Origin of the sequence: Mycoplana ramosa (genome assembly GCF_041930185.1) — a bacterium.
In the GTDB taxonomy this organism is placed as follows: domain Bacteria; phylum Pseudomonadota; class Alphaproteobacteria; order Rhizobiales; family Rhizobiaceae; genus Mycoplana; species Mycoplana ramosa.
Map to the genome: position 1 here is coordinate 217,712 of NZ_JBHEEW010000001.1, position 20,506 is coordinate 238,217.

Sequence of the window (20,506 nt, forward strand, 5' to 3'; positions counted from 1 at the left end):
CTTTGTTAAGTCTCGTGCCTCATCCTGGCATCCGCAGATGGTACGTATCGGGAAAGTCGGTAAATGAAATCGGGTGAGTATTCGGATACGGACGTTTCCACGAGCGATCTGCATGCCATGGCCTACACGGACCCGCTAACGGGTCTGGGCAACACCTACCGCCTGCGCGACAAGGTGCGCCAGCTCGCCGCGGAACGTGCGGACGATCCGGCACCCTTCGCCGTAGGGATCGCCAATCTCGACGGGTTCAAGCCGATCAACGATCTGTTCGGACCCGAGGCCGGCGACGAGATCCTCTGCCAGGTCGCCCATCGCCTGAAAGCCTGCATTCCGGACGGAGCGACGGTAACGCGCCACGGCGGCGACGAGTTCGCCTTTCTGTTCCCGCTCGTGTTCGAGCGCAAGGGCGCTGAAAAGCTCGGGCATATGCTGCGCGAAGTGCTTTCGGCGCCGTTCGATCTCGGCGACCGCAATGTCCGGCTGTCGGCGTCCTTCGGGCTTGCGATCTACCCCTTTGCCGGCGAGGACTTCACCGACCTCTTGAAGAGCGCCGACACCGCCCTCTATCGTTCGAAGCGTCGTGGCCGCGGGCAGGTGACCGTCTATTCGCAGGAAATTGCCCAGGAGATGAAGCGCGCCACCCATCTGGAGCAGGCGCTGCGCAACGCGATCATGGCCAACGAGGTCGATGTGCATTTCCAGCCGATCGTCAGCCTGCGCAACGACATGGTGGTCGGCTTCGAGGCGCTTGCGCGCTGGTGCGATGCCGATCTCGGTTACGTGTCGCCGGCCGTTTTCGTGCCGCTTGCGGAGGAGCGCGGCTTTATCGATACGCTCTCCGACACGTTGCTGCGCAAGGCGGCGGAAGCGGCGCTGTCCTGGCCGAAGGAACTGTTTTTGTCCTTCAACCTCTCGTCGGCGCAACTGATGGACCCGAAGACCAGCCTGACGACGCTGGCGATCCTCAACCGGGTCGGGCTGGACCCGCGGCGGCTTGAGCTCGAAATCACCGAGACGGCAGTCATGACCGATGCGGCGACGGCGCAGAAGATCGTGGCGGAGCTGCGCGGCGCGGGCGTGCGCGTCTCGCTGGACGATTTCGGCACCGGCCAGTCCAGTCTCGGCCGCCTGCGCGATTTCACCTTCGACAAGGTGAAGATCGACCGTGCCTTCGTTTCACGCATTTCCGACGACCGCGTGTCCGAACACATCATCAAGGCAATCGTCGCCATGTGCGAGGGGCTCGACCTGGAGGTCGTGGCGGAAGGTATCGAGGATTTCTCCGAGGCGCTGAAACTGAAGGCGCTCGGCTGCGGCATGGGGCAGGGCTATTTCTACGGCAAGCCTGCCGACGCGGTCGCGACGATGCGCTTCCTGGCCGACCGCTACATGCGCATCGAACCCGAATTGGCGCACGGCTGAAGCCCGTTCCGGCGATGAGCGGTTAACCATCTGTTTTCCATCCGCCTTAGCCGGAAATAAAGCCACCGGACCTAACGTTACGGCATCCAAACAAGAATAAGGGGCAAATGGGATGCTACAGAACATCAAGGATATGCCAGTCCGGACCAACGACCGTTCAAAGGTGCGAATTTTCGCTACGGTGAAAGTGATGCACGAGAAAAGCCGTGCAAGGGTCGTCGACCTTTCGCCGACCGGCATGGCGCTCGATATCGAAAAGCCGATCCGGATCATGCCCGGTCAGATCGTCACCATCGAAAGCGAGGAACTGGGCCAGTTGACGGGGACGGTTCGCTGGTACAACAACGGCCGCCTCGGTATTCAGTACAAGCTCAACACCAATGCGCTGGCGCAGATTTCCTCCTACTTCCGCTTCTTCCACGAGGAAGTGAAGCCCGTCATGCGCCGCTGACCGACCGCGTCAGCTATCTGTCGGCGGACGCTCCCGCCTGCCTTCCGCCAGCAGCCAGTCGCGCACGCGCCGCGCCTGGCTGTTGAGTTCCCGAGACCGCGGCCAGACCACGTAGAAGGCCAATCCCGTCTCCAATACGTGCCCGCCGACTGGCACCAGTGCGCCGGATCCGATCTGCTGGGCGATCAGGTGCTGCCAGCCGAGCGCGATGCCTTCGCCCGCCAGAACAGCCTGGATCACGAGCACATAGTCGTTGATGGCGAGGCGCCGGGATTGTGCCGGATAGCGCAATCCCGCGCTTGCGAACCACTCCGGCCAGTCGCAGGCCTGCCGCACCGGCTCCTCCAGATGGATCAGCGGCTGGCGCAACAGCTCTTGCGGTGTCCTCGGCATGCCATGCGCGTCAATAAAGGCGGAACTGGCGACGGCGGTGATCACCTCAGGGGCGAGCAGGGCGGCATGGTAGCGCGGCCATTTGGCGGGATCGCCGCCGCGGATGCCGAGTGGAATCGGCTCCTCCTCCAGGTCGAGGTCGCGGACGCTCGTCTGGATCCGGAGATCGATTTCCGGAAGATCCTCGCGCAGCTTTGCCAGCCGCGGCAACATCCACATCGAAGCAAACGCCGTGGAGGCGGCGAGGGTCACGTTGACCTCGCGCCCCTTTGCGCGGATGTCCTCGGCCGACTTCTGGATCCGCCAGAGGCCGACCGAGACCTCGGTGTGGAAGCGTTCGCCCGCGTCGGTCAGTGCCACGGCACGATGGACGCGGTGGAAGAGCGGCACGCCGAGCTGCTCCTCCAGGCCGCGGATGGCGTAGGAGACTGCGGCCTGGGTCATGCCAAGTTCCTTGGCCGCATGGGTGAAGTTCTGGTGGCGCCCGGCCGCCTCGAAGACGATCAGGCTGGCTGCGGAAGGCAGAAGGCGGCGAAGTGTTTCCATAAATCCAGCTTATATCTGCCCCAAGTTTTTTCCAGCGTTACAGGGGCATTATTCCCGTCTAGCCTCCCTTGCAGTTATGGAGGAAGACATGGTGGCGACGGCGACAGTTGAAAACGCGACACGGCGCGGGAGAGGAGGACGGCCGCAGCGCCGCGAGGGAACCGCCCAGGTGAAGGGTGTCCCCTACATCCAGCGCAACATCCCGACCTACGACATCCTGTCAGAGGAAAACCTGCAGAAGATCGAGCGCACCGCCGACCGGATCCTCGCCGAGGTCGGCATCGAGTTCCGCGACGATCCGGCTGCGATCGATCACTGGAAGCGGGCCGGCGCCAAGGTCGACGGCCTGCTCGTGCGCTTCGAGCCGGCCATGCTCAACGAGATCGTGTCGACCGCGCCCGCACAGTTCACGCAGTTTGCCCGCAATCCTGCCAACAATGTCGAGATCGGCGGCAACAACGTCGTCTTCTCTCCGGCTTACGGTTCGCCTTTCGTCATGGATCTCGACAAGGGACGGCGCTACGGCACGATCGAGGATTTCCGCAACTTCATCAAGCTGGCCCAGTCCAGCCCCTGGCTGCACCATTCCGGCGGCACGATCTGCGAACCGGTCGACGTGCCGGTCAACAAACGCCATCTCGACATGGTCTACAGCCATATCAAGTATTCCGACCGGGCCTTCATGGGGTCGATCACGGCGGAGGAGCGGGCGGAAGATTCGATCGACATGGCGCGCATCCTGTTCGGCGCCGATTTCGTCGACAAAAACTGCGTCATTCTCGGCAACGTCAACGTCAACTCGCCGCTTGTCTGGGACGGCACCATGACGCGGTCGCTGCGGGCCTATGCCCGTGCGAACCAGGCCGCGGTGATCGTCCCCTTCATCCTTGGCGGCGCCATGGGTCCGGTGACGAATGCCGGCGCGATCGCCCAGTCCTATGCGGAAACCCTTGCCGGCTGTGCGCTGACTCAGCTGGAACGCAAGGGCGCGCCGGTTATCTTCGGCAACTTCCTCTCCTCCATGTCGCTCCGGTCCGGCTCGCCGACCTTCGGCACGCCGGAACCGGCCATCGGCTCGATGGTGATCGGCCAGCTCGCCCGGCGGCTGAAGCTGCCGTTGCGCTGCGCCGGCAACTTTTCCAATTCGAAGCTGCCGGACGGGCAGGCGGTGCAGGAAGGGCTGATGTCGATGCTGTCGGCGATCCATTGCGGCGCAAACTTCATCCTGCATTCCGCCGGCTTCCTCGACGGTCTGCTCGCCATGTCCTACGAGAAGTTCGTGATGGATGCCGACCTGTGCGGGGCGCTGCACTCCTATCTCGCCGGCGTCACGGTCGACGACAACACGCTGGCGATGGACGCCTTCCTGCAGGTCGGGCCGGGCAGCCACTTCCTGGGCTGCGACCACACGATGCGCAACTACCAGACCGCCTTCTGGGATTCGACGCTATCGGACAACGAACCCTTCGAGAAGTGGAGCGGGGAGGGTGGCTCCACGGATATTGCCACGCGCGCCAATCGGCAGTGGAAGAAGATGCTTGCCGAATACGAGGCGCCGCCTTTGGATGAAGCCATCGACGAGGCGCTCTGCGACTATGTCGAACGACGCAAGGCCGGGATGGCCGATGCGTGGTACTGACCATCCCGCCGTTGTGAGCGGCTGACGGCCGCGTAACGAACAAGCCCGGCAGACCTCATGGGTTGCCGGGCTTGGCGCTCCTGCCGCCCGCTTAGTTCGCGGGTTCCGTTGTCGGAGCCGGAGCCGGTGTCGCGGGAGCCGGCGCCATGGTCGTAGAGCCGGTTGCGGTCGTATCGACCGTGGAGCGTTCGGCGACCTTCTGCGTCAGCGTCTTGAACTCCGGCGCTGCCTGCAGGCTTTCCGCCGTTTCGGTGGTGGTCAGCTTGACCTCGCCGCCATCGGGCGCCTGGGCTATCGATATGTTGCCGAACGGTACGGCGACCCACTTCTCGCCGATCCCCAGGAAGCCGCCGACACCGATGACTGCAGCGGTGATGCCGCCGTCCTTCTCGATGATCAGGTCGTGGATCGAGCCGATGCTCTCGTCCGCTGCGTTATAGACGGACTGGCCGATATAGGTGTTGGCGCTGATCTCATCCGGCGACTGCTCGGTCAGATAGGTCTTGTCCATCGCAGTCGTGACAGCCGGGTCCGTGGATGGCGTCGTCTGGGCGTTGTCCATCGGTTTGACCGGATCGGCACTGGCGTCAGGCATGGCCGGCGACTGATCCGTCTTCATCTGCGTGTGCGTCTCCGGCTGCGCGGGTTGCGTCGTGTCCTGCGCGAACGCTGCCGGAGCGACGGCCGCGCCGAGGAGAATTGCACCAGCGGCCACGGAAGTGAGAAGCGTCTTGGTCATGATAACCCTGCCTTTCTTCTGCGTTGGATATCAAGGGCGGCGGATGCTTTGCTGCTCGTCCGTCCGCACCAGTTGATGTTTCCAGAACTCGCTTGCCGACGAATGGTTCCGCAGAAATGGCGTTCCCAAGCCGTTTCGCCAATGAAAACAGCTTCGGACGACAAGCCGAAGCTGCAACATGAGCGGCGATCGTGCCGGTTTCAGAGCCGGAAGGCCGGTTCGAACCGCCCCCTCACGGCGATGCCGAGTTCGAATGTGCGGCCCGCTTCCGGATCCGCTGCCCGCGCGCGCTCGTCCATCCCCTGCCAGGCCGAAGTGACAAGCAGCCGGTCCGCCGCGGCGCCAATGAAAGCCGGGCAGGTCGCCTGTGTCGCCGGCACCGCGTAGCGCCGGACCCTCATGCCATCCGGCCGGTACACGTCGATGGTCGCGGCACCCCAGCGGGCGTTCCAGATCAGCCCGTCCGCATCGCAGACCGCGCCGTCTATGCCGCCGGGCTCGCCCTTGTGCTGGCTGAGCACCTCGGGCGCACCGACCGGCAGGCCGGTCCTTGGATCGACCGCGACGCGCATCAGGTCGTTGACGGTGGTATCGGTGAAATAGGCGGTGGCGCCGTCCGGCGAAAAGCAGATGCCGTTCGGGATCGTGATGCTGGAAAAGAGCCGCGTCACCACGCTGCCGGCGACATGGTAGATGGCGCCGGCGTCCTTCTCGGCATTATATCCCATCGTCCCGATCCAGAGCGCGCCGCTCTGGTGCACGCGGCCGTCGTTGGATCGGTTGCCGGGCTTGTCCTCGATCGTGGCAAAGTGTTCGAGCTTTCCCGACTCTGTTTCGCGAACGAAAAGACCCTGGTCGGAGGCGATCAGCTGGCGCGACGGGTCAATCGTGGCGATGACGCTGCCCATGAAGGGCAGGTCGTGGACCCGCTTCGTCGACGAGGACACGTGCAGTTCGTGCAGCTTGCGGGCGGTGATGTCGAACCACCAGGCGGTGTCGGTCGCGGGATCGTAGCTCGGCCCTTCGCCGAGTTCGCTCTCGACCGGACACAGCGTCCGGCCGGTGAAGGGGACGATGTCCGTCATGTCAGCCTCCATAGACGCGGTCATAGGCTGCGATCGTTGCGCGGGCGCGCGTGGCGACGTCCGCGGCGGCCATGCCCGGCTGGTAAAGGCTCGAACCGAGGCCGAAGCTGCTGATGCCCACCTTTGCATAGTCGGCGAAATTTTTCTCCGAAACGCCGCCTACCGCAGCGATTTCGAGATCGGCGGGCAGAACGGCGCGGATCGCGTGTATGCCGGACGGCCCGAGCACGCTGGCGGGGAAGAACTTGAGCCCGCTGGCACCTGCCCGCGCGGCAGCAAGGGCTTCGGTCGGCGTGAAGACACCCGGCATCGTTACCATCCCCTTGGCCGCGGCGAGCGAGATCACCGCCGGTTCGACATTCGGGCTTACCATCAGGCGTCCGCCGACGGCGTCGAGGTGTTCGACCTGATCCGTCGTCAGCACCGTTCCGGCACCGATCAGGCAGCCGTTCGGTGCCATTTTCGCGGCGGTCTCGATCGAACGGAACGGATCGGGCGAGTTCAGCGGGATCTCGATCGCCGTAAAGCCGGCTTCGATCAGGGCGCCGACGACCCCCTCGGTCTCGGCGGGCTTCAGCCCGCGCAAAATGGCGATGAGCGGACGCTTCATCGCGGGAAAGGGGATGCGGTTCATAGGCAATCGTCCTTCGGGAGACTGGCGATAAAAGTTCAAAGGGCCCAGAGGCTGCGCGCGGCCACGGCGAGCCCGGCGCGGACGGCATTATCGGCGTCGACGATCATCGGCTTGACCCCGGCGCAATCCAGTGCGCTTTCATAGAGCGAACCAAGCGCGCCCGAGGCGACGAGGACCACGGGCGCCCCCGGCTGGCCAGCGTCAAGCGCGCCTGCGATTTCAAGGCCGATCAGGGTGCCGGAGATCAGCGCTTTGGCATCCGCCGGGGATAGACCGTTAAGGAGTGCCCCCGATCGGGCACCGAAGAGAAGGCTGGTTGCAGCAGTCGGATTGCGGATGACCTCCTCGACGGCCTGCCGAAAGGCGTCGCTGCCGCCGTCAACTGCACCTGCGTCGGCGATCGAGTGCTTGAGGATCGTGTGCCTTGCAACGGCGTCGAAAAGCTCTCCGGTCATGAAGGTGTGGAACCGGGTCACCAAGCCGTCCGCGACATGCACCCACTTGCTGTGGGTGCCGGGCATGCAGACGAGGCTGTGCGCATCGGTCAGATCGTTAAGAGCGCCGAGGAGTTGTGTTTCTTCTCCGCGCATGACGTCGGGATGCGCGCTGTCGCGCTGGGCAAGGCCCGGCAGGATGCGGATGTCGGCTGCAACATCGGGCACGCGCACGGCGGCAAAGGGAATCGTGGAAAGCGCGGCGGGAACGTCGAGGTAGCCGGCCTCGACCCAACCCTGCCGGGCGCCGGCCATGCCGCAGATGATCACCGGCAGGTCTGCGGGAGCCGATACGGCTTGGCGATGGTTCGCCAGCACCGCGCCAAAGCCGGTCGCCGCCGCCGCCGTCATGCCTTCGTTGCTGCGCCGTTCAGCAAGGACGCTGCCGTCGCTGCCGATCAGCCACAGACGAAAACTGGAGGTGCCCCAGTCGACTGCGACATAGGCTGGTTTCACCATCAAAATACCCCTCTATCGATGGATTGCGCGGTCAGCGCGCCGCGATCTCGTAGTTCCGGAGAGGATGCGGCGCGCACCGGACATGGCGGTCTCCTTGCCGACTTCAGAATGAACGCGATAAGGTGTTCCAGTATATGGAATTCGGTTTGAATATATGGAATTATGTTCACCAGTTCGAGCTTGTCAAGCGATCGCGCGGAGGGGACATGGCCAGGCGGAATGGGGTGGAATCCGGTGCTTCGAACACGGGGACACTCGGCAAGGCGATCGCCGTCCTCGAACTGGTCGCACTTTCGGACCGGCCGATGCGCTTCACCGAGATCCTGGAGCGGGCGGGTCAGCCGCGCGGCACGCTGCACCGCCAGTTGAGCCACCTGCTCGAAGAGGGGCTGCTCGACCTCAACGCCGACCATTGCTACGAGCCCGGCCTTCGCTTGCTGAAGCTTGCCTCCAGCGCCTGGGCGCGCAGCGACCTGCGCCGATTGGCAGCCCCGCATTTGCAGACACTGCATGAACTGACCGGCGAGACGGTCCACCTCGGCGTGCTGAAAGGCGCGGAGATCATCTATCTCGACAAGGTTGAAAGCCGCCAGGCGGTGCGGATGACTTCGCAGATCGGCAAGGCCTCGCCCGCCTATTGCACCGGGGTCGGCAAGGCCGCCCTTTCAGTCTTGCCGGAGCCGCATCTGGCCGATCTTCTGCGCGATGCTCCGTTTCGGTGCTTCACGGCGCAGACGATCACCAGCCTCGGAGCGCTGAGGGTGGAACTCGAGGCGATCCGCACGGCGGGATATGCCTTCGACCGGGAAGAGCACGAGCCGGGAATTCGCTGCGTGGCGGCTGCGATTGCCGATCCAGCGCTAAGCTTTGTGGGAGGTGTGTCGGTGACAGGACCTGCATACCGCGTCGGCGAAGAGGTGCTGCAGGCCTGGGCACCGCTGGTCCAGAGGGTGGCGGCCACGATCACCGAGGAAATTGCCGCCCGGCTCGGCCCCTCTCGCTAGCCGGAGCCATCGGATGGCAGCAGTCTCGAAGCCATTTTACGGTAAATTAGCAAAATGCGCTGGACGGACTTCGGGGGCGTGGTTAGCTTCCACTTCTGAGTGAACATTTCTGGGTGCTTCGTCGTTGCCTTGCGAGGAAGAAGCCGCGCCAAGGCATGTTCCTGGAGGAAAGGTACGAAGTGTGCCGGGCCGGTTTGCGTCCCAACGCTTGCACGCCGCGGTTCACGGCAGAAAGACTTGGAATGACCGAACATCTTCTTGGGATGGCATCACGGACTCCGCCTCACTGGGCGCGTCGCTTTGCCGAGGTCGGTTCGGAACGCGACGTGTCCACGCTCCTGTCCCATGTGACGAACGAGTATGGCCTTTCCCACTACCTCCTGATCAATGTTCCCGCCAGCGCATCGACTGAAATTTCGCCCCATGTCCTGATGACGACCTGGCCTGACGAGATGCTGCGGGGGTACGACCAGGCGGAATTGATCCTGGGCAGTCCGGTCATTCACCATCTGCGGCGCAGCACGAATCCATTTACCTATGACATGATCAGCACCAACAGCGCCCGGCATGATGGCAAGGCGCAGATCGCCATTCGCCTGTTTGCGCAATACGGTCTGCCCCGGGGTGCGTATTTCCCCGCCCACAATCCCCTCGGACAGCGTGGCGCCCTTGCATTTGGCGGCAGCCGATCCGTGCTGACCCACATGGAGATGGCGGAATTGAACGCGATCGCCAACCTCGCCTTCACCAGGGTGCTCGAGTTTCGCAGTGAGGCCCGGGTGAGTGCATCGCTGTCGCGCCGCGAAATTGAATGCCTGTCCTGGGCATCGGCCGGCAAGACGAGCGCCGAGATGTCCGAAATCCTTGGCCTGTCCGAATATACGGTCAATCACTACCTGAACCGGGCAACGCGCAAACTGGATGCGGTCAATCGCGTTCAGGCGGTTGCCAAGGCAATTCGCGCCGGGCTGCTGAATTGAGCGTTGTGGAGGCGCGGCGCGGTTGCGAATGCCGCCGATCCAAGCAAAAGCTTGCAGGGGGCGCAGAGCAAGGATGCAGAACGACATGACGGCGGAAGAAGAAGCTCGCGAGGAACCGAACGGCATTGATGCCAGCGCCGAGATTGCGGCCCTCGAGACTCAGTTCGACGTGATGCGTTTTCTGCGGCGAACGGGTGAAACTTTTTCGTTAAAACACTTCATCGTCTTTCTGCTCCCCGGTTTCGACGCGGAAAAGCTGGCCACGCACTCCATTGTCAGCAATTTTCCCTCGGAGGTCATCGCCAGGTATGATGCCCTCAATCTGGTTCGCCGCAGCCCCGGTATACGCAAGCTCCGGGCGTCGACGGTCCCGTTCTCCCTCGACTTGGCAAATTGGGTCGACGATGCCGGGCAGGACGAGGATCTGACCGACCTCGCAGAATTTTTTCAGCGTCATGGCATGCAGGCGGCACACGTCTTCCCCGTTCACGACGCGCTTGGCAATCGCGGCGCGATTGTCTGGAGCGGCGAGAAGCGCGCGCTGGGCTTTGATGATCGGCTGTTGTTGCAGATGATCTCGATACAGGTGTTCAATCGCCTTGCGGAGATCGGCGCAGCCTGGAAAACCGGGCAGGTGGTGTTGACGGAGCGCGAGATCGAGTGCCTGAGCTGGACTGCCGCCGGCAAGACGAGCCTGGAGATTGCCGAGATCCTCGGCCTCTCCGAACACACGATCAATCACTACCTCAATCAGGTGACGCGCAAGCTCGGGGCGGTGAACCGCACCCAGGCCGTGGTCAAGGCGATCCGTCGCGGCTTCATTGCCTGAAGTGCTGCGGCGCGGCGCAGTGGCGTCGCTGCGGCACGGCATTGACCGGGCATCTTGCCGCACCGGCCGGCATCGAACGGGCAAGCGTGCCGAATACCGTTCCGCTTCGACCGGGAATGCGCTATCAAGGCGCCAACGAAGATCGGCGAGGTTTGCATGACGGACGTTTCGAAGGACCTGGTACTGGAAAAGCTCAAGTCGGTTCGCGGGCCGGACATGGACGGCAATATCGTCGACCTCGGGCTGGTCTCCGACGTGTTCATTTCCGACGGCAAGGTCTACTTCTCGATCACGGTCCCGGCGGAGCGGGCAAAGGAGCTTGATCCCATGCGCGCCGCGGCGGAGCGTGTGGTGCGCGACATCCCCGGCGTGAAGGCGGCGATGGTGGCGCTGACGGCCGACAAGAGGGCCGGCGCGGGATCGGCACCGGTGACGCGACCGGCGCCGCAGGCGGCACATGCGCACGGCGCACCCGGCCAGCAGCCGCAGCGCGCCAAGACGGGAGTCCCCGGCGTTGGCGCCATCATCGCGGTTGCCTCGGGCAAGGGCGGCGTCGGAAAATCGACCACCTCGGTCAATCTGGCGCTTGCGCTTAAGGCCAACGGCCTTCGCGTCGGTATTCTCGACGCCGACATCTACGGCCCCTCGATGCCACGCCTTCTCGGGATTTCCGGCCGTCCGCAGCAGATCGAAAACCGCATCATCAAGCCGATGGAAAATTACGGCATCAGGGTGATGTCCATGGGCTTCCTCGTCGATGAGGACGTGGCGATGATCTGGCGCGGCCCGATGATCCAGTCGGCATTGATGCAGATGCTGCGGGAGGTGGCATGGGGTGAACTCGACGTTCTGGTCGTCGACATGCCGCCGGGAACGGGCGACGCCCAGCTGACGATGGCGCAGCAGGTGCCACTTGCCGGTGCCGTGATTGTGTCCACGCCGCAGGACCTGGCGCTCATCGACGCCCGCAAGGGTCTGAACATGTTCAACAAGGTCGAGGTGCCGGTGCTCGGGTTGATCGAGAACATGAGCTATTTCATCGCGCCTGACACCGGTAACCGCTACGACATCTTTGGCCATGGCGGCGCGCGCAGGGAAGCCGAAAAGATCGGCGTTCCCTTCCTCGGCGAGGTGCCGTTGACGATGGAGATCCGCGAAACGTCGGACGCCGGAACCCCGGTTGTGGTCTCGGATCCGGAAGGGGTGGCGGCGAAGACCTATCGCGAGATTGCCGCTTGCGTGTGGAGCGAGCTGAAGGCACGGCAGGCGACTGGCGCCCACGCCGCGCCGAGCATCGTCTTCGACTGAGGTCGGCCGTTTCCGCCCGTCACCGTCAAGGGGCGGGGACTTGATTTCGGAACCGCGCTGCGCAATATGCGCATCCGCCCTGCCGACCGCTTGGCGTTAATTTGGGCAAAGGTGCGCGTTTGGTCTTCTTCGGAGCCGCCCGCAGGTGATAACGGTCTATCGTTCCAGCGGGGAAGCTGTGCTTCTTTCGCCCGAAATGCTGGCGGATTCCCATGCGGTTCCGCCGGATGTCGTTTGGGTGGACCTCCTCTCGCCGACCCATGAAGAAGATGCTTTCGTCGAGAAGATCCTCGATATCGACGTGCCCACACGCGACGAGTTGAAGGATATCGAGCCGTCGAGCCGGCTCTACACCGAGAACGGCACGGTCTACATGACGGCCTCAGTGGTCTGGAAGGCTGATAGCGATCACCCGGAACTGACCGACATCGCCTTCATCCTGACGGATCGTTGCCTCCTGACGATCCGTTATGCCGAACCTCGCTCGTTCGAGCTCTTCCGGGCGGCCATGCCGCGGTTGGCGGGGGGCTGCGGCACGGGCACGGCAATCATCACGCGTCTGTTGGAAACGATCGTCGATCGAACGGCCGAGATTCTCGAGGTGTCCGTCGCAACGGCAGACAAGCTCTCGCTGGAAGTGTTCAGCGACAGGCGCCATACGCATCGACGGGCGCCGCGCTATCTCGAAGAGCGGCTGGTGGCGGTTTCCGCCCTGCATCGGCTGGTGGCGAAGACACGCGACAGCCTGATGTCGCTGTCGCGGCTGATGATATTCCTCTACACCGTGCCGCCGTTGCAGGCGGACCTGGACAGTCGGGAACTGTGCCGCACCGTTTCGCGCGACATCCAGTCGCTTTCCGAGCACGCGAACTTCATCGCGAGCAACATCTCGTTCCTGCTCGACGCCTCGCTGGGCTTGATCAATCTGGAGCAGAACCAGATTATCAAGATCTTTTCCATCGCATCGGTCGTGTTGCTGCCGCCGACCCTGATCGCGTCGATCTACGGCATGAATTTCGAGTTCATGCCGGAACTGCACCTTGCCTACGCCTATCCGTTGTCGCTGGGCGCGATGGTTGTGTCAGCTGTGGTACCCTTTTTCTTCTTTCGCTGGAAAGGCTGGCTCTAGGGCCTGTTCAAAACGATGTCGCACTCCGAAGCACACGCAGCAAACGGCGGTGGCCGTGCACGCACGCTGTTTTTCCTGGCGCTCGGCTCGGTCGGTGTCGTCTATGGGGACATCGGCACCAGTCCACTCTATGCCTTCCGCGAGGCGCTGCGCCCGATTTCCCGCGACGGCGTCACGTGGGACGAGGTCGTGGGGCTGATCTCGCTGGTGATCTGGACGCTGACCATCATCGTGACCCTGAAATACGTGCTTTTCCTGCTGCGCGCCGACAATGGCGGGGAGGGCGGCACGCTGTCGCTGCTAGCCCTGCTGCGCAAGACGGCGAACGGACACAAGGCGGTTCTCTTCTTCATGGGGCTCACCGGCGCGGCGCTCTTCATCGGTGACGCCATGATCACGCCGGCGCTGTCGGTGCTTTCCGCTGTCGAGGGCCTGAAGCTCGTCACACCCGATCTGTCCGATTATGTCGTGCCGATCTCGGTCGTGATCCTCGTCATGCTGTTTGCGATGCAATCCTGGGGCACCGATGCCGTGTCGCGGTTCTTCGGCCCGATCACGGCGCTTTGGTTCATCGTCATGGCCGTTGCCGGCGCTGCGCACCTGGGCGACGACCTCAGCATCCTTGCCGCCTTCAACCCCGCCTACGCCGTGGTCTTCCTCTACAATGACGGCTATCTCGGCTTCGTCGTGCTCGGGGCGGTGTTCCTGACGGTGACCGGGGCGGAGGCCCTCTATGCGGACCTCGGTCATTTCGGCCGCAAGCCGATCCAGTGGGCCTGGTTCTGCCTGGTCTTTCCGGCGTTGACGCTGAACTACCTGGGACAAGGGGCCCTTGTCCTGAAGCACCCCGAAGCGATCGAGAACCCGTTCTTCCTGTTGTTTCCGAAATGGGCGCTGCTTCCCGCCGTGATCCTGGCCACCGCGGCCACGATCATCGCCAGCCAGGCCGTCATCACCGGCGCCTTCTCGATTGCGCGCCAGGCAATCCATCTCGGCTTCCTGCCGCGCATGGAAATCTTCCACACTTCGGCAACCCAGACCGGGCAGATCTACCTGCCGGCCGTCAACGCCGTCCTGCTGTTCGGGGTGATGACCCTCGTGTTCCTGTTCGGCTCGTCCGAAGGACTGGCAACCGCCTACGGCATCTCCGTCACCGGGGCGATGGTCGTTACCACCGTGCTCGCCTTCGAGTTCGTTCGCATGCGCTGGCGCTGGAAACCCGGCTACGCGGTGCTCATGCTGCTGCCGCTTTTCCTGCTCGAACTGGTTTTCCTCGCCGCCAATCTGCTGAAGGTCCACGACGGCGGCTATGTCCCGATCCTGATTGCGGCCACCTGCATGCTGATCATGTGGACCTGGGTCCGCGGAACGGCGCTCCTTCGCGACAAGACGCGGCATATCGAGGTGCCGCTGGATGTTTTCATCAAGTCGATTGAAAAGAAGAGCGCCCATGCTCCCGTCTCTGTCAGCGGAACCGCGATCTTCCTGACGAGCGATCCGGATTTCACGCCTGCAGCCCTGCTGCACAACATCAAGCACAATCACGTGCTGCACGAGCAGAACTTCATCCTGACGGTTATCTCGACCAATACGCCGAAAGTCACGCCGGCCGAACGCTGCAGCATGGAGCGCATCTCAGACCGCTTCGCCCGCATCCAAATTCGCTTCGGCTTCATGGAAACGCAGAACGTGTCGCAGGCGCTCGGGCTTTTCCGCAAGTCGGGCGTGAAGTTCGACATCATGTCGACCTCCTTCTATCTCGGCCGGCGCAAGCTGGTGCCCGATCGCCATTCGGGCATGCCTTACTGGCAGGATCGCCTCTATATCGCCATGGCAAATGCGGCGGTCGATCCCTCGGACTACTTCCGCTTGCCGACGAACCGCGTCGTCGAACTCGGCTCTCAGGTCATCATCTGAGGTGCGCCGCCAAGACGGACGCCGGGCGCCGGCGCGGCGATAGCTGCCCTTTCAGTGTCCGAGGCACCGCGGAACGGCCGGCGTTAACCGTCCATCAAGGTTAATTCTTCATCCTCCGTCAATGAAACGAGCCGGTTCGCCCGCTTTCCCGGGCTCGGCTTCAGCAAGAGTGATGGCCAGAAGGTTTAGCACCCGGCTCGTCGGGTGACGACGCCGCGCGGCTATGTGTTGTCGGAGTGTGTCGGTGCGTAGGCGTATCGTTCGTGTGAAATGGTCGGCTTTGTGGCGGCGCGATTGGCTGGCTCGGACGGCCCTCGGAGTTTGCCTCTATGCGGCATTGCCCGCCGAAGCCGGGCATTCCGATCTGGCGACCTTCATCTCCGGCGTCAACCGCAAGGGCGGGAACCAGCAGGTGGTGATGACCCCTTCGCCGGCGGGATCCATCCACATGGTCGATGTGGCCTTTAACGACCCGCGAACGACCGGAGCGCTTTCCGGCGGTGCCGGGCTGAGACTGCCCGGCGGGGCCGAGGCCTCGATGGTCAGCAGTCGCAAAGGGGCGGGCGGCATCCCGGATGAGGATCGCATCAATCGCCGCGAAAAGAAAAAGCGCATCGTCGCCGTGACGCCGGTGGCGCCGCCGAAGGCCTTTTCCGCAGGGTCGGTGCTCGACCGGCAGGCGTCGCTGTTGACGCCCGATTTCGACAGCGCCGAACGCATGCGCTTCAGCACACCCAAGATCAAGGGCAAGGAAATCGAGATCGCCACGGCCTTCTACAAGAAGAGGCCGCTGGTGGAGGCCCCCGGCGTCCCGTCCATGCTGGCCGGCCTCGTCACCAACGACAATGCCGATATTCTTGCCACCGCCTATGCCCCGAGCGAGCCGGACTACGCCCGGGTTTCACCGTTTGATTCGATCCTGACGAAGAAGGATGCGGCCGGCGGCCGGTTCATCCCGGAGATCGCGCCCGAAGACCATGCCTGGGCGGCCACGGTGCTGCCGGCCAGCGTGTTCTCCCCGGCCGAGCAGAAGTGCCTGACGAACGGGATCTACTTCGAGGCGCGTGGGGAATCGCTGAAAGGCCAGGCGGCCGTGGCCCAGGTTATCCTGAACCGCGTCCGCAACCCGGCCTATCCCGATACCGTCTGCGGGGTCGTCTACCAGGGCGAAAAGCTGCGCACCGGCTGCCAGTTTTCCTTCACCTGCGACCACATTCCAGACCTTGTGCTGGCACCCTGGCACTGGAAGACGGCCAAGGAGGTCGCCCTGGCGGTTACCGCCGGCAAGATCTGGCTGCCGGAGGTGGGCTCGGCCACGCATTATCATGCGACCTATGTGAAGCCGAACTGGGGTCCGACGATGCAGCGGGTCGCCAAGATCGGCAAGCACATCTTCTACCGCACCTACGGCGGAGGCTGGATCTGAGTCTGGTGCCGGGGGCGCGGCAAGTGGCCACGCCTCCGGCGATTCCCTGTTGCTCAACCCGAACGATTTCCCGATTTTTCTCTAAAATATTGATTCTTCATGCTAAAATTCACGCCTGGCAAAGCTCTGCTCCGCCTTGACTATGCTAGTGCCTAAAACTATGTTGCGCCCGACTTCAAACGGGCCTGGAGCTGGCTTAAAACCTAGCCGTGAATATGTCCGCAATAGGGCGCACTGCGCTGCGGAAACGGAAGGGGAGCGCCATGAAGGGCGGCCGCAAGGAAAGTCTGGAAGAACGCATGCAGCGCCTCAACGCGGAACTCGCGAAGCGGCGTGTGGATGACAATGCAGGTGATGCAGCCGAGGAGAGGGCAGCCGAAAGCCGCAAGGGCTATGCGGTTGCGATGAAGCTCTCCAGCGAGTTCGTCGCCGCAGTCATCGTCGGTGCGCTTCTTGGCTACCTGGTGGATCGTTTCGTCGGCACCGCGCCGTGGGGCATGATAGTGCTGCTGCTGCTCGGCTTCTGTGCGGGCGTGTTGAACGTGATGCGGTCGGCGGGAATGGTGGCTTCACCCCATCCGGTCGACAGGATGGCCGGCAGAGACGCCGAGCACAAGAAAAACGAGGATGGCGCCTGAGTGCTGTCCGGGTTAGAGGAATAACCGTCCGGCGGGCGGCAAACGAGAGAGATTAGCGGTGTCCAACGATCCGACCCATCAGTTTCTGGTCAACAAGATTGTTCCGATCGAAATTGGCGGAATCGATTTCTCCTTTACCAATGCGTCGCTGTTCATGGTGGCGTCCGCTGCTGTCGCCGCGGGCTTTCTCTACATGACGACGTCGCAGCGCGGCATCATCCCGAGCCGCATGCAGTCCGTCTCGGAAATGTCCTATGAGTTCATCGCCTCGATGCTGCGCGAAGGTGCGGGCAGCGGCGGCATGAAGTTCTTCCCGATGGTGTTCTCGCTGTTCATGTTCATCCTGACGGCGAACCTACTCGGCATGGTGCCGTACTTCTTCACCGTCACCAGCCAGATCATCGTGACCCTCGCCCTTGCCATTCTTGTCATCGGGACGGTGATTTTCTACGGCTTCTACAAGCATGGGTTCGGCTTCCTGAAGATCTTCGTGCCGCAGGGCGTTCCCGGCGCGCTTCTGCCGCTCGTCGTCGCGATCGAAATCATTTCGTTCCTGTCGCGTCCGATCAGCCTCTCCGTCCGTCTGTTCGCCAACATGCTGGCGGGCCACATCACGCTCAAGGTGTTCGCGGGCTTCGTTGCCTCGCTTGGAGCCCTTGGCGCGCTCGGCATCGGCGGCGCGGTTCTTCCCCTCATCATGACGGTCGCCCTGACCGGTCTCGAGTTCCTCGTGGCATTCCTGCAGGCCTACGTCTTTGCGGTACTGACGTGCATGTACCTCAACGACGCTGTGCATCCGGGCGGCCACTAAGGAGAAAGTCGTTGGTGCGTTCCGCACCAGTCCAAGCCGCAACAACCCATTCGAAGGAGTTCATCATGGAAGCGGAAGCAGCAAAGTTCATCGGCGCAGGTCTCGCATGCTTTGGCATGGCCGGCACGGCCCTCGGCCTCGGCAACATCTTCGGCAGCTACCTGTCCGGCGCACTGCGCAACCCGTCTGCTGCTGACGGCCAGTTCGGCCGCCTCGTATTCGGCTTCGCCGTTACGGAAGCTCTGGGCATCTTCTCGCTGCTCATCGCCCTGCTGCTGCTCTTCGCCGTCTGATAACGGCTGGAAGACCGGATCACGGCCCGCTGCGGCCGTGATCCGCTTACTGTTTGAGTGCACCTGGAGGTGAGCATGTCTGCGACCGCGGCCAAGGCCGAGTCCATCCCATTCACGATCGCTCAGGCCGAGACCACGACGGAAACGCACGACGCTGCCCCGGCGGGCGATGCGCATCAGGCTGCTCCGGCGACCGATGCCCAAGGCGCTGCCGCCCCCACCGGCGAACTGCACACCGAGACGGGTGTCGCCCACGGCGAAGCGCCCGGAAGCGGTGTCTTTCCGCCTTTCGACGCATCCACCTTTCCCTCCCAACTCCTGTGGCTGGCGATCACCTTCGGCATTTTCTACCTGATCATGTCCAAGATCATCGTGCCGCGCGTCGGCTCCATCCTGGAGACGCGTCACGACCGTATCGCCCAGGATCTGGACGAGGCTGCGCGCCTGAAGACCGAGGCGGACAACGCAATTTCGACCTATGAGAAGGAACTGGCTGACGCCCGCACCAAGGGCCACGCCATTGCGTCGGAGGCACGTGACGCCGCCAAGGCCAAGGCCGACGCCGAGCGCCTGAAGATCGAAGAAAGCCTGAACGGCAAGATCGCCGCTGCCGAGACCCGCATTGCCGGGATCAAGGAAAAGGCACTCGCCGACGTCGGCGCGATCGCCGAAGAGACTGCCGCGGCTGTCGTCGAACAGCTCATTGGCGGAAAGACCACCAAGGCCGAGATTGCGGCCGCGGTGAAGTCGGCGGCAGCGAAGTAAGGAAGCGACCATGGCATTTGACGCAACTTTCTACGCCTTCGTCGGTCTCGTCCTCTTCCTGGCGCTGATCGTCTACCTGAAGGTGCCCGGCACGATGGGCAAGGCCCTCGACCAGCGGGCCGAGAAGATCTCCAACGAACTGATGGAGGCCAAGCGCCTGCGCGAAGAGGCCCAGAGCCTGCTGGCAGAATACCAGCGCAAGCGCAAGGAAGCCGAGGCCGAGGCCGCCGCCATCGTGGCGACCGCCCAGCGCGAGGCCGAGGCACTGACAGCCGAAGCCAAGGAAAAGACGGAAGAGTATGTCGCCCGTCGCACCGCGCTGTCGGAGCAGAAGATCAAGCAGGCCGAGGTCGATGCGATCAACGCCGTTCGTTCGGCCGCCGTCGACCTCGCCATCAGCGCCGCCGAGAACGTGCTTGCGAACAAGGCCGATGCAGCCACCAGCATGTCGCTGTTCGACAAGGCCGTCGCGGAAGTGAAGACCCGCCTGAACTGATGTTCCGGCGCACAGCCTAGAGATCAAGAGGCCGGAGCGATCCGGCCTTTTTTCATGGGCGCATCGATGCACTACCGTCCGCTGCGTTGCGATTTTCCGGGGTCACTTGGTCGGCTTTCGGTCCTTGCGCTCCCGCATCGCTCTGTCGAGAAAACCGCCCCCGCTTTCGCGAGACGTGCTGCCGGCACCCTGCGAGTGTTGTACCTTCGGGTCGGGCCAGGTAAAGGGCCCTGCCCTTGGCGTGGGCAGCCGTGGCGAAATCGGTCCCCGCGTCGCGACACAGGAATCTGCCTGGACGGGCGCTTTCTTTTTTGGTGGGTCTATTGCTCAGTCGGGCGCGTCCGAGCGGAACGGCCGGAAACTCATACGGTGCAGTACACAGGGTCCGAATTGGCCGATTGCATCGCGGTGGCGTTCGGTCGCATAGCCGGCATGAGCCGAGAAGCCATAGGCGGGATAGGTGGTCTCCGCACGGGCCATCATCCGGTCCCTGATCACCTTGGCCACGATCGAGGCGGCGGCGATTGAAAGCACGCGCGCATCGCCCTTGACGACCGCGCGACCGTCGCAACCAAGCCCTGGCGGCACGTCGAGACCATCGGTGAGCACCAGGCCTGGCCGGACGGGAAGGGCGTTCACGGCGCGCCGCATAGCGTCGAGACTGGCCTTTCGAATATCCGTCCGATCGATGCGGCGGGCGCTGCTGGAGGCGACCGTGACCATCGCCGTGGCCATGATGGCGGCAAACAGCGCCTCGCGCTTGGCCGCAGTCAGTTGCTTGGAATCATGAAGCCCGTCCGGAATTCTCTCCGGATCGAGAATGACGGCAGCGGCCACCACCGGGCCGGCAAGCGGTCCGCGACCGGCCTCATCTGCGCCGGCCACGGGCCATTGGCCGGCCTTGCGGGCGGCCAGTTCCATCAGGAAATCCGGGCCTTCGGGAAGGTCGAAGAGGAGGGGGGAATCGGTGGTCGCGCGGCGTGGCATGCGGCGACCCTCGCACGACCAACCGATTCCCTGCAAGTCCCTCGGCGAGGCGGCACCGAGG

General features: G+C 63.4%; 21 protein-coding genes. 15 read left to right on the forward strand and 6 right to left on the reverse strand.

Features of this window, described 5'->3' with window-relative positions; all coding sequences use genetic code 11:
• The first annotated feature begins 63 nt into the window (after positions 1 to 63).
• Both JNC62_RS00955 and JNC62_RS00960 read left to right on the forward strand, forming a co-directional pair.
• Positions 64 to 1,422 (forward strand): putative bifunctional diguanylate cyclase/phosphodiesterase, encoded by a 1,359-nt coding sequence (locus JNC62_RS00955; protein ID WP_374835069.1) that lies wholly within the window; start codon positions 64 to 66, stop codon positions 1,420 to 1,422.
• Positions 1,423 to 1,555: 133 nt separating this feature from the next.
• A complete protein-coding gene (locus tag JNC62_RS00960; protein ID WP_374835642.1) occupies positions 1,556 to 1,873 on the forward strand; it encodes a PilZ domain-containing protein in 318 nt (105 codons plus the stop codon).
• 9 nt (positions 1,874 to 1,882) lie between these two features.
• Here the strand turns inward: JNC62_RS00960 and JNC62_RS00965 are convergent, their stop codons facing one another.
• Positions 1,883 to 2,812, reverse strand: coding sequence for a LysR substrate-binding domain-containing protein (locus JNC62_RS00965; RefSeq protein ID WP_374835071.1), 930 nt, complete (start codon positions 2,810 to 2,812; stop codon positions 1,883 to 1,885).
• Between the two features lie 88 nt (positions 2,813 to 2,900).
• Here JNC62_RS00965 and JNC62_RS00970 point away from each other — a divergent pair, with 88 nt between their 5' ends.
• Positions 2,901 to 4,451 carry a trimethylamine methyltransferase family protein gene (locus tag JNC62_RS00970; protein WP_374835073.1) on the forward strand — a complete coding sequence of 517 codons (1,551 nt, stop codon included), beginning with the start codon at positions 2,901 to 2,903 and terminating at the stop codon, positions 4,449 to 4,451.
• A gap of 91 nt (positions 4,452 to 4,542) precedes the next feature.
• On the opposite strand, the gene JNC62_RS00975 is transcribed toward JNC62_RS00970, so the two are convergent.
• The 4 genes from JNC62_RS00975 to JNC62_RS00990 all read right to left on the reverse strand — a co-directional run bounded on the left by JNC62_RS00975 (position 4,543) and on the right by JNC62_RS00990 (position 7,862).
• Positions 4,543 to 5,190, reverse strand: coding sequence for a PRC-barrel domain-containing protein (locus tag JNC62_RS00975; RefSeq protein ID WP_374835075.1), 648 nt, complete (start codon positions 5,188 to 5,190; stop codon positions 4,543 to 4,545).
• A 200-nt stretch (positions 5,191 to 5,390) separates the two neighbouring features.
• Positions 5,391 to 6,275, reverse strand: a complete 885-nt coding sequence (locus JNC62_RS00980) for an SMP-30/gluconolactonase/LRE family protein (RefSeq protein WP_374835077.1) — start codon at positions 6,273 to 6,275, stop codon at positions 5,391 to 5,393.
• A 1-nt stretch (position 6,276) separates the two neighbouring features.
• The gene (locus JNC62_RS00985; protein ID WP_374835079.1) at positions 6,277 to 6,909 is read right to left on the reverse strand and encodes a 2-dehydro-3-deoxy-6-phosphogalactonate aldolase; all 633 of its coding nucleotides are present in this window, start codon (positions 6,907 to 6,909) and stop codon (positions 6,277 to 6,279) included.
• Between the two features lie 35 nt (positions 6,910 to 6,944).
• Complete coding sequence (locus tag JNC62_RS00990) at positions 6,945 to 7,862, reverse strand: 2-dehydro-3-deoxygalactonokinase (RefSeq protein WP_374835081.1); 918 nt, start codon at positions 7,860 to 7,862, stop codon at positions 6,945 to 6,947.
• A 206-nt stretch (positions 7,863 to 8,068) separates the two neighbouring features.
• On the opposite strand from JNC62_RS00990, the gene JNC62_RS00995 reads away from it, so the two are divergent.
• The 12 genes from JNC62_RS00995 to JNC62_RS01050 all read left to right on the forward strand — a co-directional run bounded on the left by JNC62_RS00995 (position 8,069) and on the right by JNC62_RS01050 (position 19,458).
• Positions 8,069 to 8,866, forward strand: coding sequence for an IclR family transcriptional regulator (locus tag JNC62_RS00995; RefSeq protein ID WP_374835083.1), 798 nt, complete (start codon positions 8,069 to 8,071; stop codon positions 8,864 to 8,866).
• 155 nt (positions 8,867 to 9,021) lie between these two features.
• Positions 9,022 to 9,846 (forward strand): LuxR family transcriptional regulator, encoded by an 825-nt coding sequence (locus JNC62_RS01000; protein WP_374835085.1) that lies wholly within the window; start codon positions 9,022 to 9,024, stop codon positions 9,844 to 9,846.
• A gap of 85 nt (positions 9,847 to 9,931) precedes the next feature.
• Positions 9,932 to 10,675, forward strand: a complete 744-nt coding sequence (locus JNC62_RS01005) for a helix-turn-helix transcriptional regulator (RefSeq protein WP_374835086.1) — start codon at positions 9,932 to 9,934, stop codon at positions 10,673 to 10,675.
• 156 nt (positions 10,676 to 10,831) lie between these two features.
• Entirely contained in the window at positions 10,832 to 11,983 is a 1,152-nt protein-coding gene (gene apbC / locus JNC62_RS01010; RefSeq protein ID WP_374835088.1) for an iron-sulfur cluster carrier protein ApbC, read from the forward strand.
• A gap of 145 nt (positions 11,984 to 12,128) precedes the next feature.
• Positions 12,129 to 13,112, forward strand: a complete 984-nt coding sequence (locus JNC62_RS01015) for a magnesium transporter CorA family protein (protein ID WP_374835090.1) — start codon at positions 12,129 to 12,131, stop codon at positions 13,110 to 13,112.
• A 15-nt stretch (positions 13,113 to 13,127) separates the two neighbouring features.
• Positions 13,128 to 15,029, forward strand: a complete 1,902-nt coding sequence (locus JNC62_RS01020) for a potassium transporter Kup (RefSeq protein ID WP_374835092.1) — start codon at positions 13,128 to 13,130, stop codon at positions 15,027 to 15,029.
• Between the two features lie 223 nt (positions 15,030 to 15,252).
• Positions 15,253 to 16,455, forward strand: coding sequence for a cell wall hydrolase (locus JNC62_RS01025; RefSeq protein WP_374835094.1), 1,203 nt, complete (start codon positions 15,253 to 15,255; stop codon positions 16,453 to 16,455).
• Positions 16,456 to 16,718: 263 nt separating this feature from the next.
• Positions 16,719 to 17,093, forward strand: a complete 375-nt coding sequence (locus JNC62_RS01030; RefSeq protein ID WP_374835096.1) for an AtpZ/AtpI family protein — start codon at positions 16,719 to 16,721, stop codon at positions 17,091 to 17,093.
• A gap of 58 nt (positions 17,094 to 17,151) precedes the next feature.
• Positions 17,152 to 17,904: a F0F1 ATP synthase subunit A gene (locus JNC62_RS01035; protein ID WP_374835098.1), complete on the forward strand. Its 753-nt coding sequence runs from the start codon at positions 17,152 to 17,154 to the stop codon at positions 17,902 to 17,904.
• A 65-nt stretch (positions 17,905 to 17,969) separates the two neighbouring features.
• Positions 17,970 to 18,197, forward strand: coding sequence for a F0F1 ATP synthase subunit C (locus JNC62_RS01040; RefSeq protein WP_374835100.1), 228 nt, complete (start codon positions 17,970 to 17,972; stop codon positions 18,195 to 18,197).
• 75 nt (positions 18,198 to 18,272) lie between these two features.
• Positions 18,273 to 18,962, forward strand: a complete 690-nt coding sequence (locus JNC62_RS01045) for a F0F1 ATP synthase subunit B (protein ID WP_374835101.1) — start codon at positions 18,273 to 18,275, stop codon at positions 18,960 to 18,962.
• Positions 18,963 to 18,972: 10 nt separating this feature from the next.
• The gene (locus JNC62_RS01050) at positions 18,973 to 19,458 is read left to right on the forward strand and encodes a F0F1 ATP synthase subunit B (RefSeq protein ID WP_374835103.1); all 486 of its coding nucleotides are present in this window, start codon (positions 18,973 to 18,975) and stop codon (positions 19,456 to 19,458) included.
• A 327-nt stretch (positions 19,459 to 19,785) separates the two neighbouring features.
• Here the strand turns inward: JNC62_RS01050 and rnhB are convergent, their stop codons facing one another.
• Positions 19,786 to 20,445, reverse strand: coding sequence for a ribonuclease HII (gene rnhB / locus JNC62_RS01055; protein WP_374835104.1), 660 nt, complete (start codon positions 20,443 to 20,445; stop codon positions 19,786 to 19,788).
• Positions 20,446 to 20,506 lie beyond the last annotated feature (61 nt).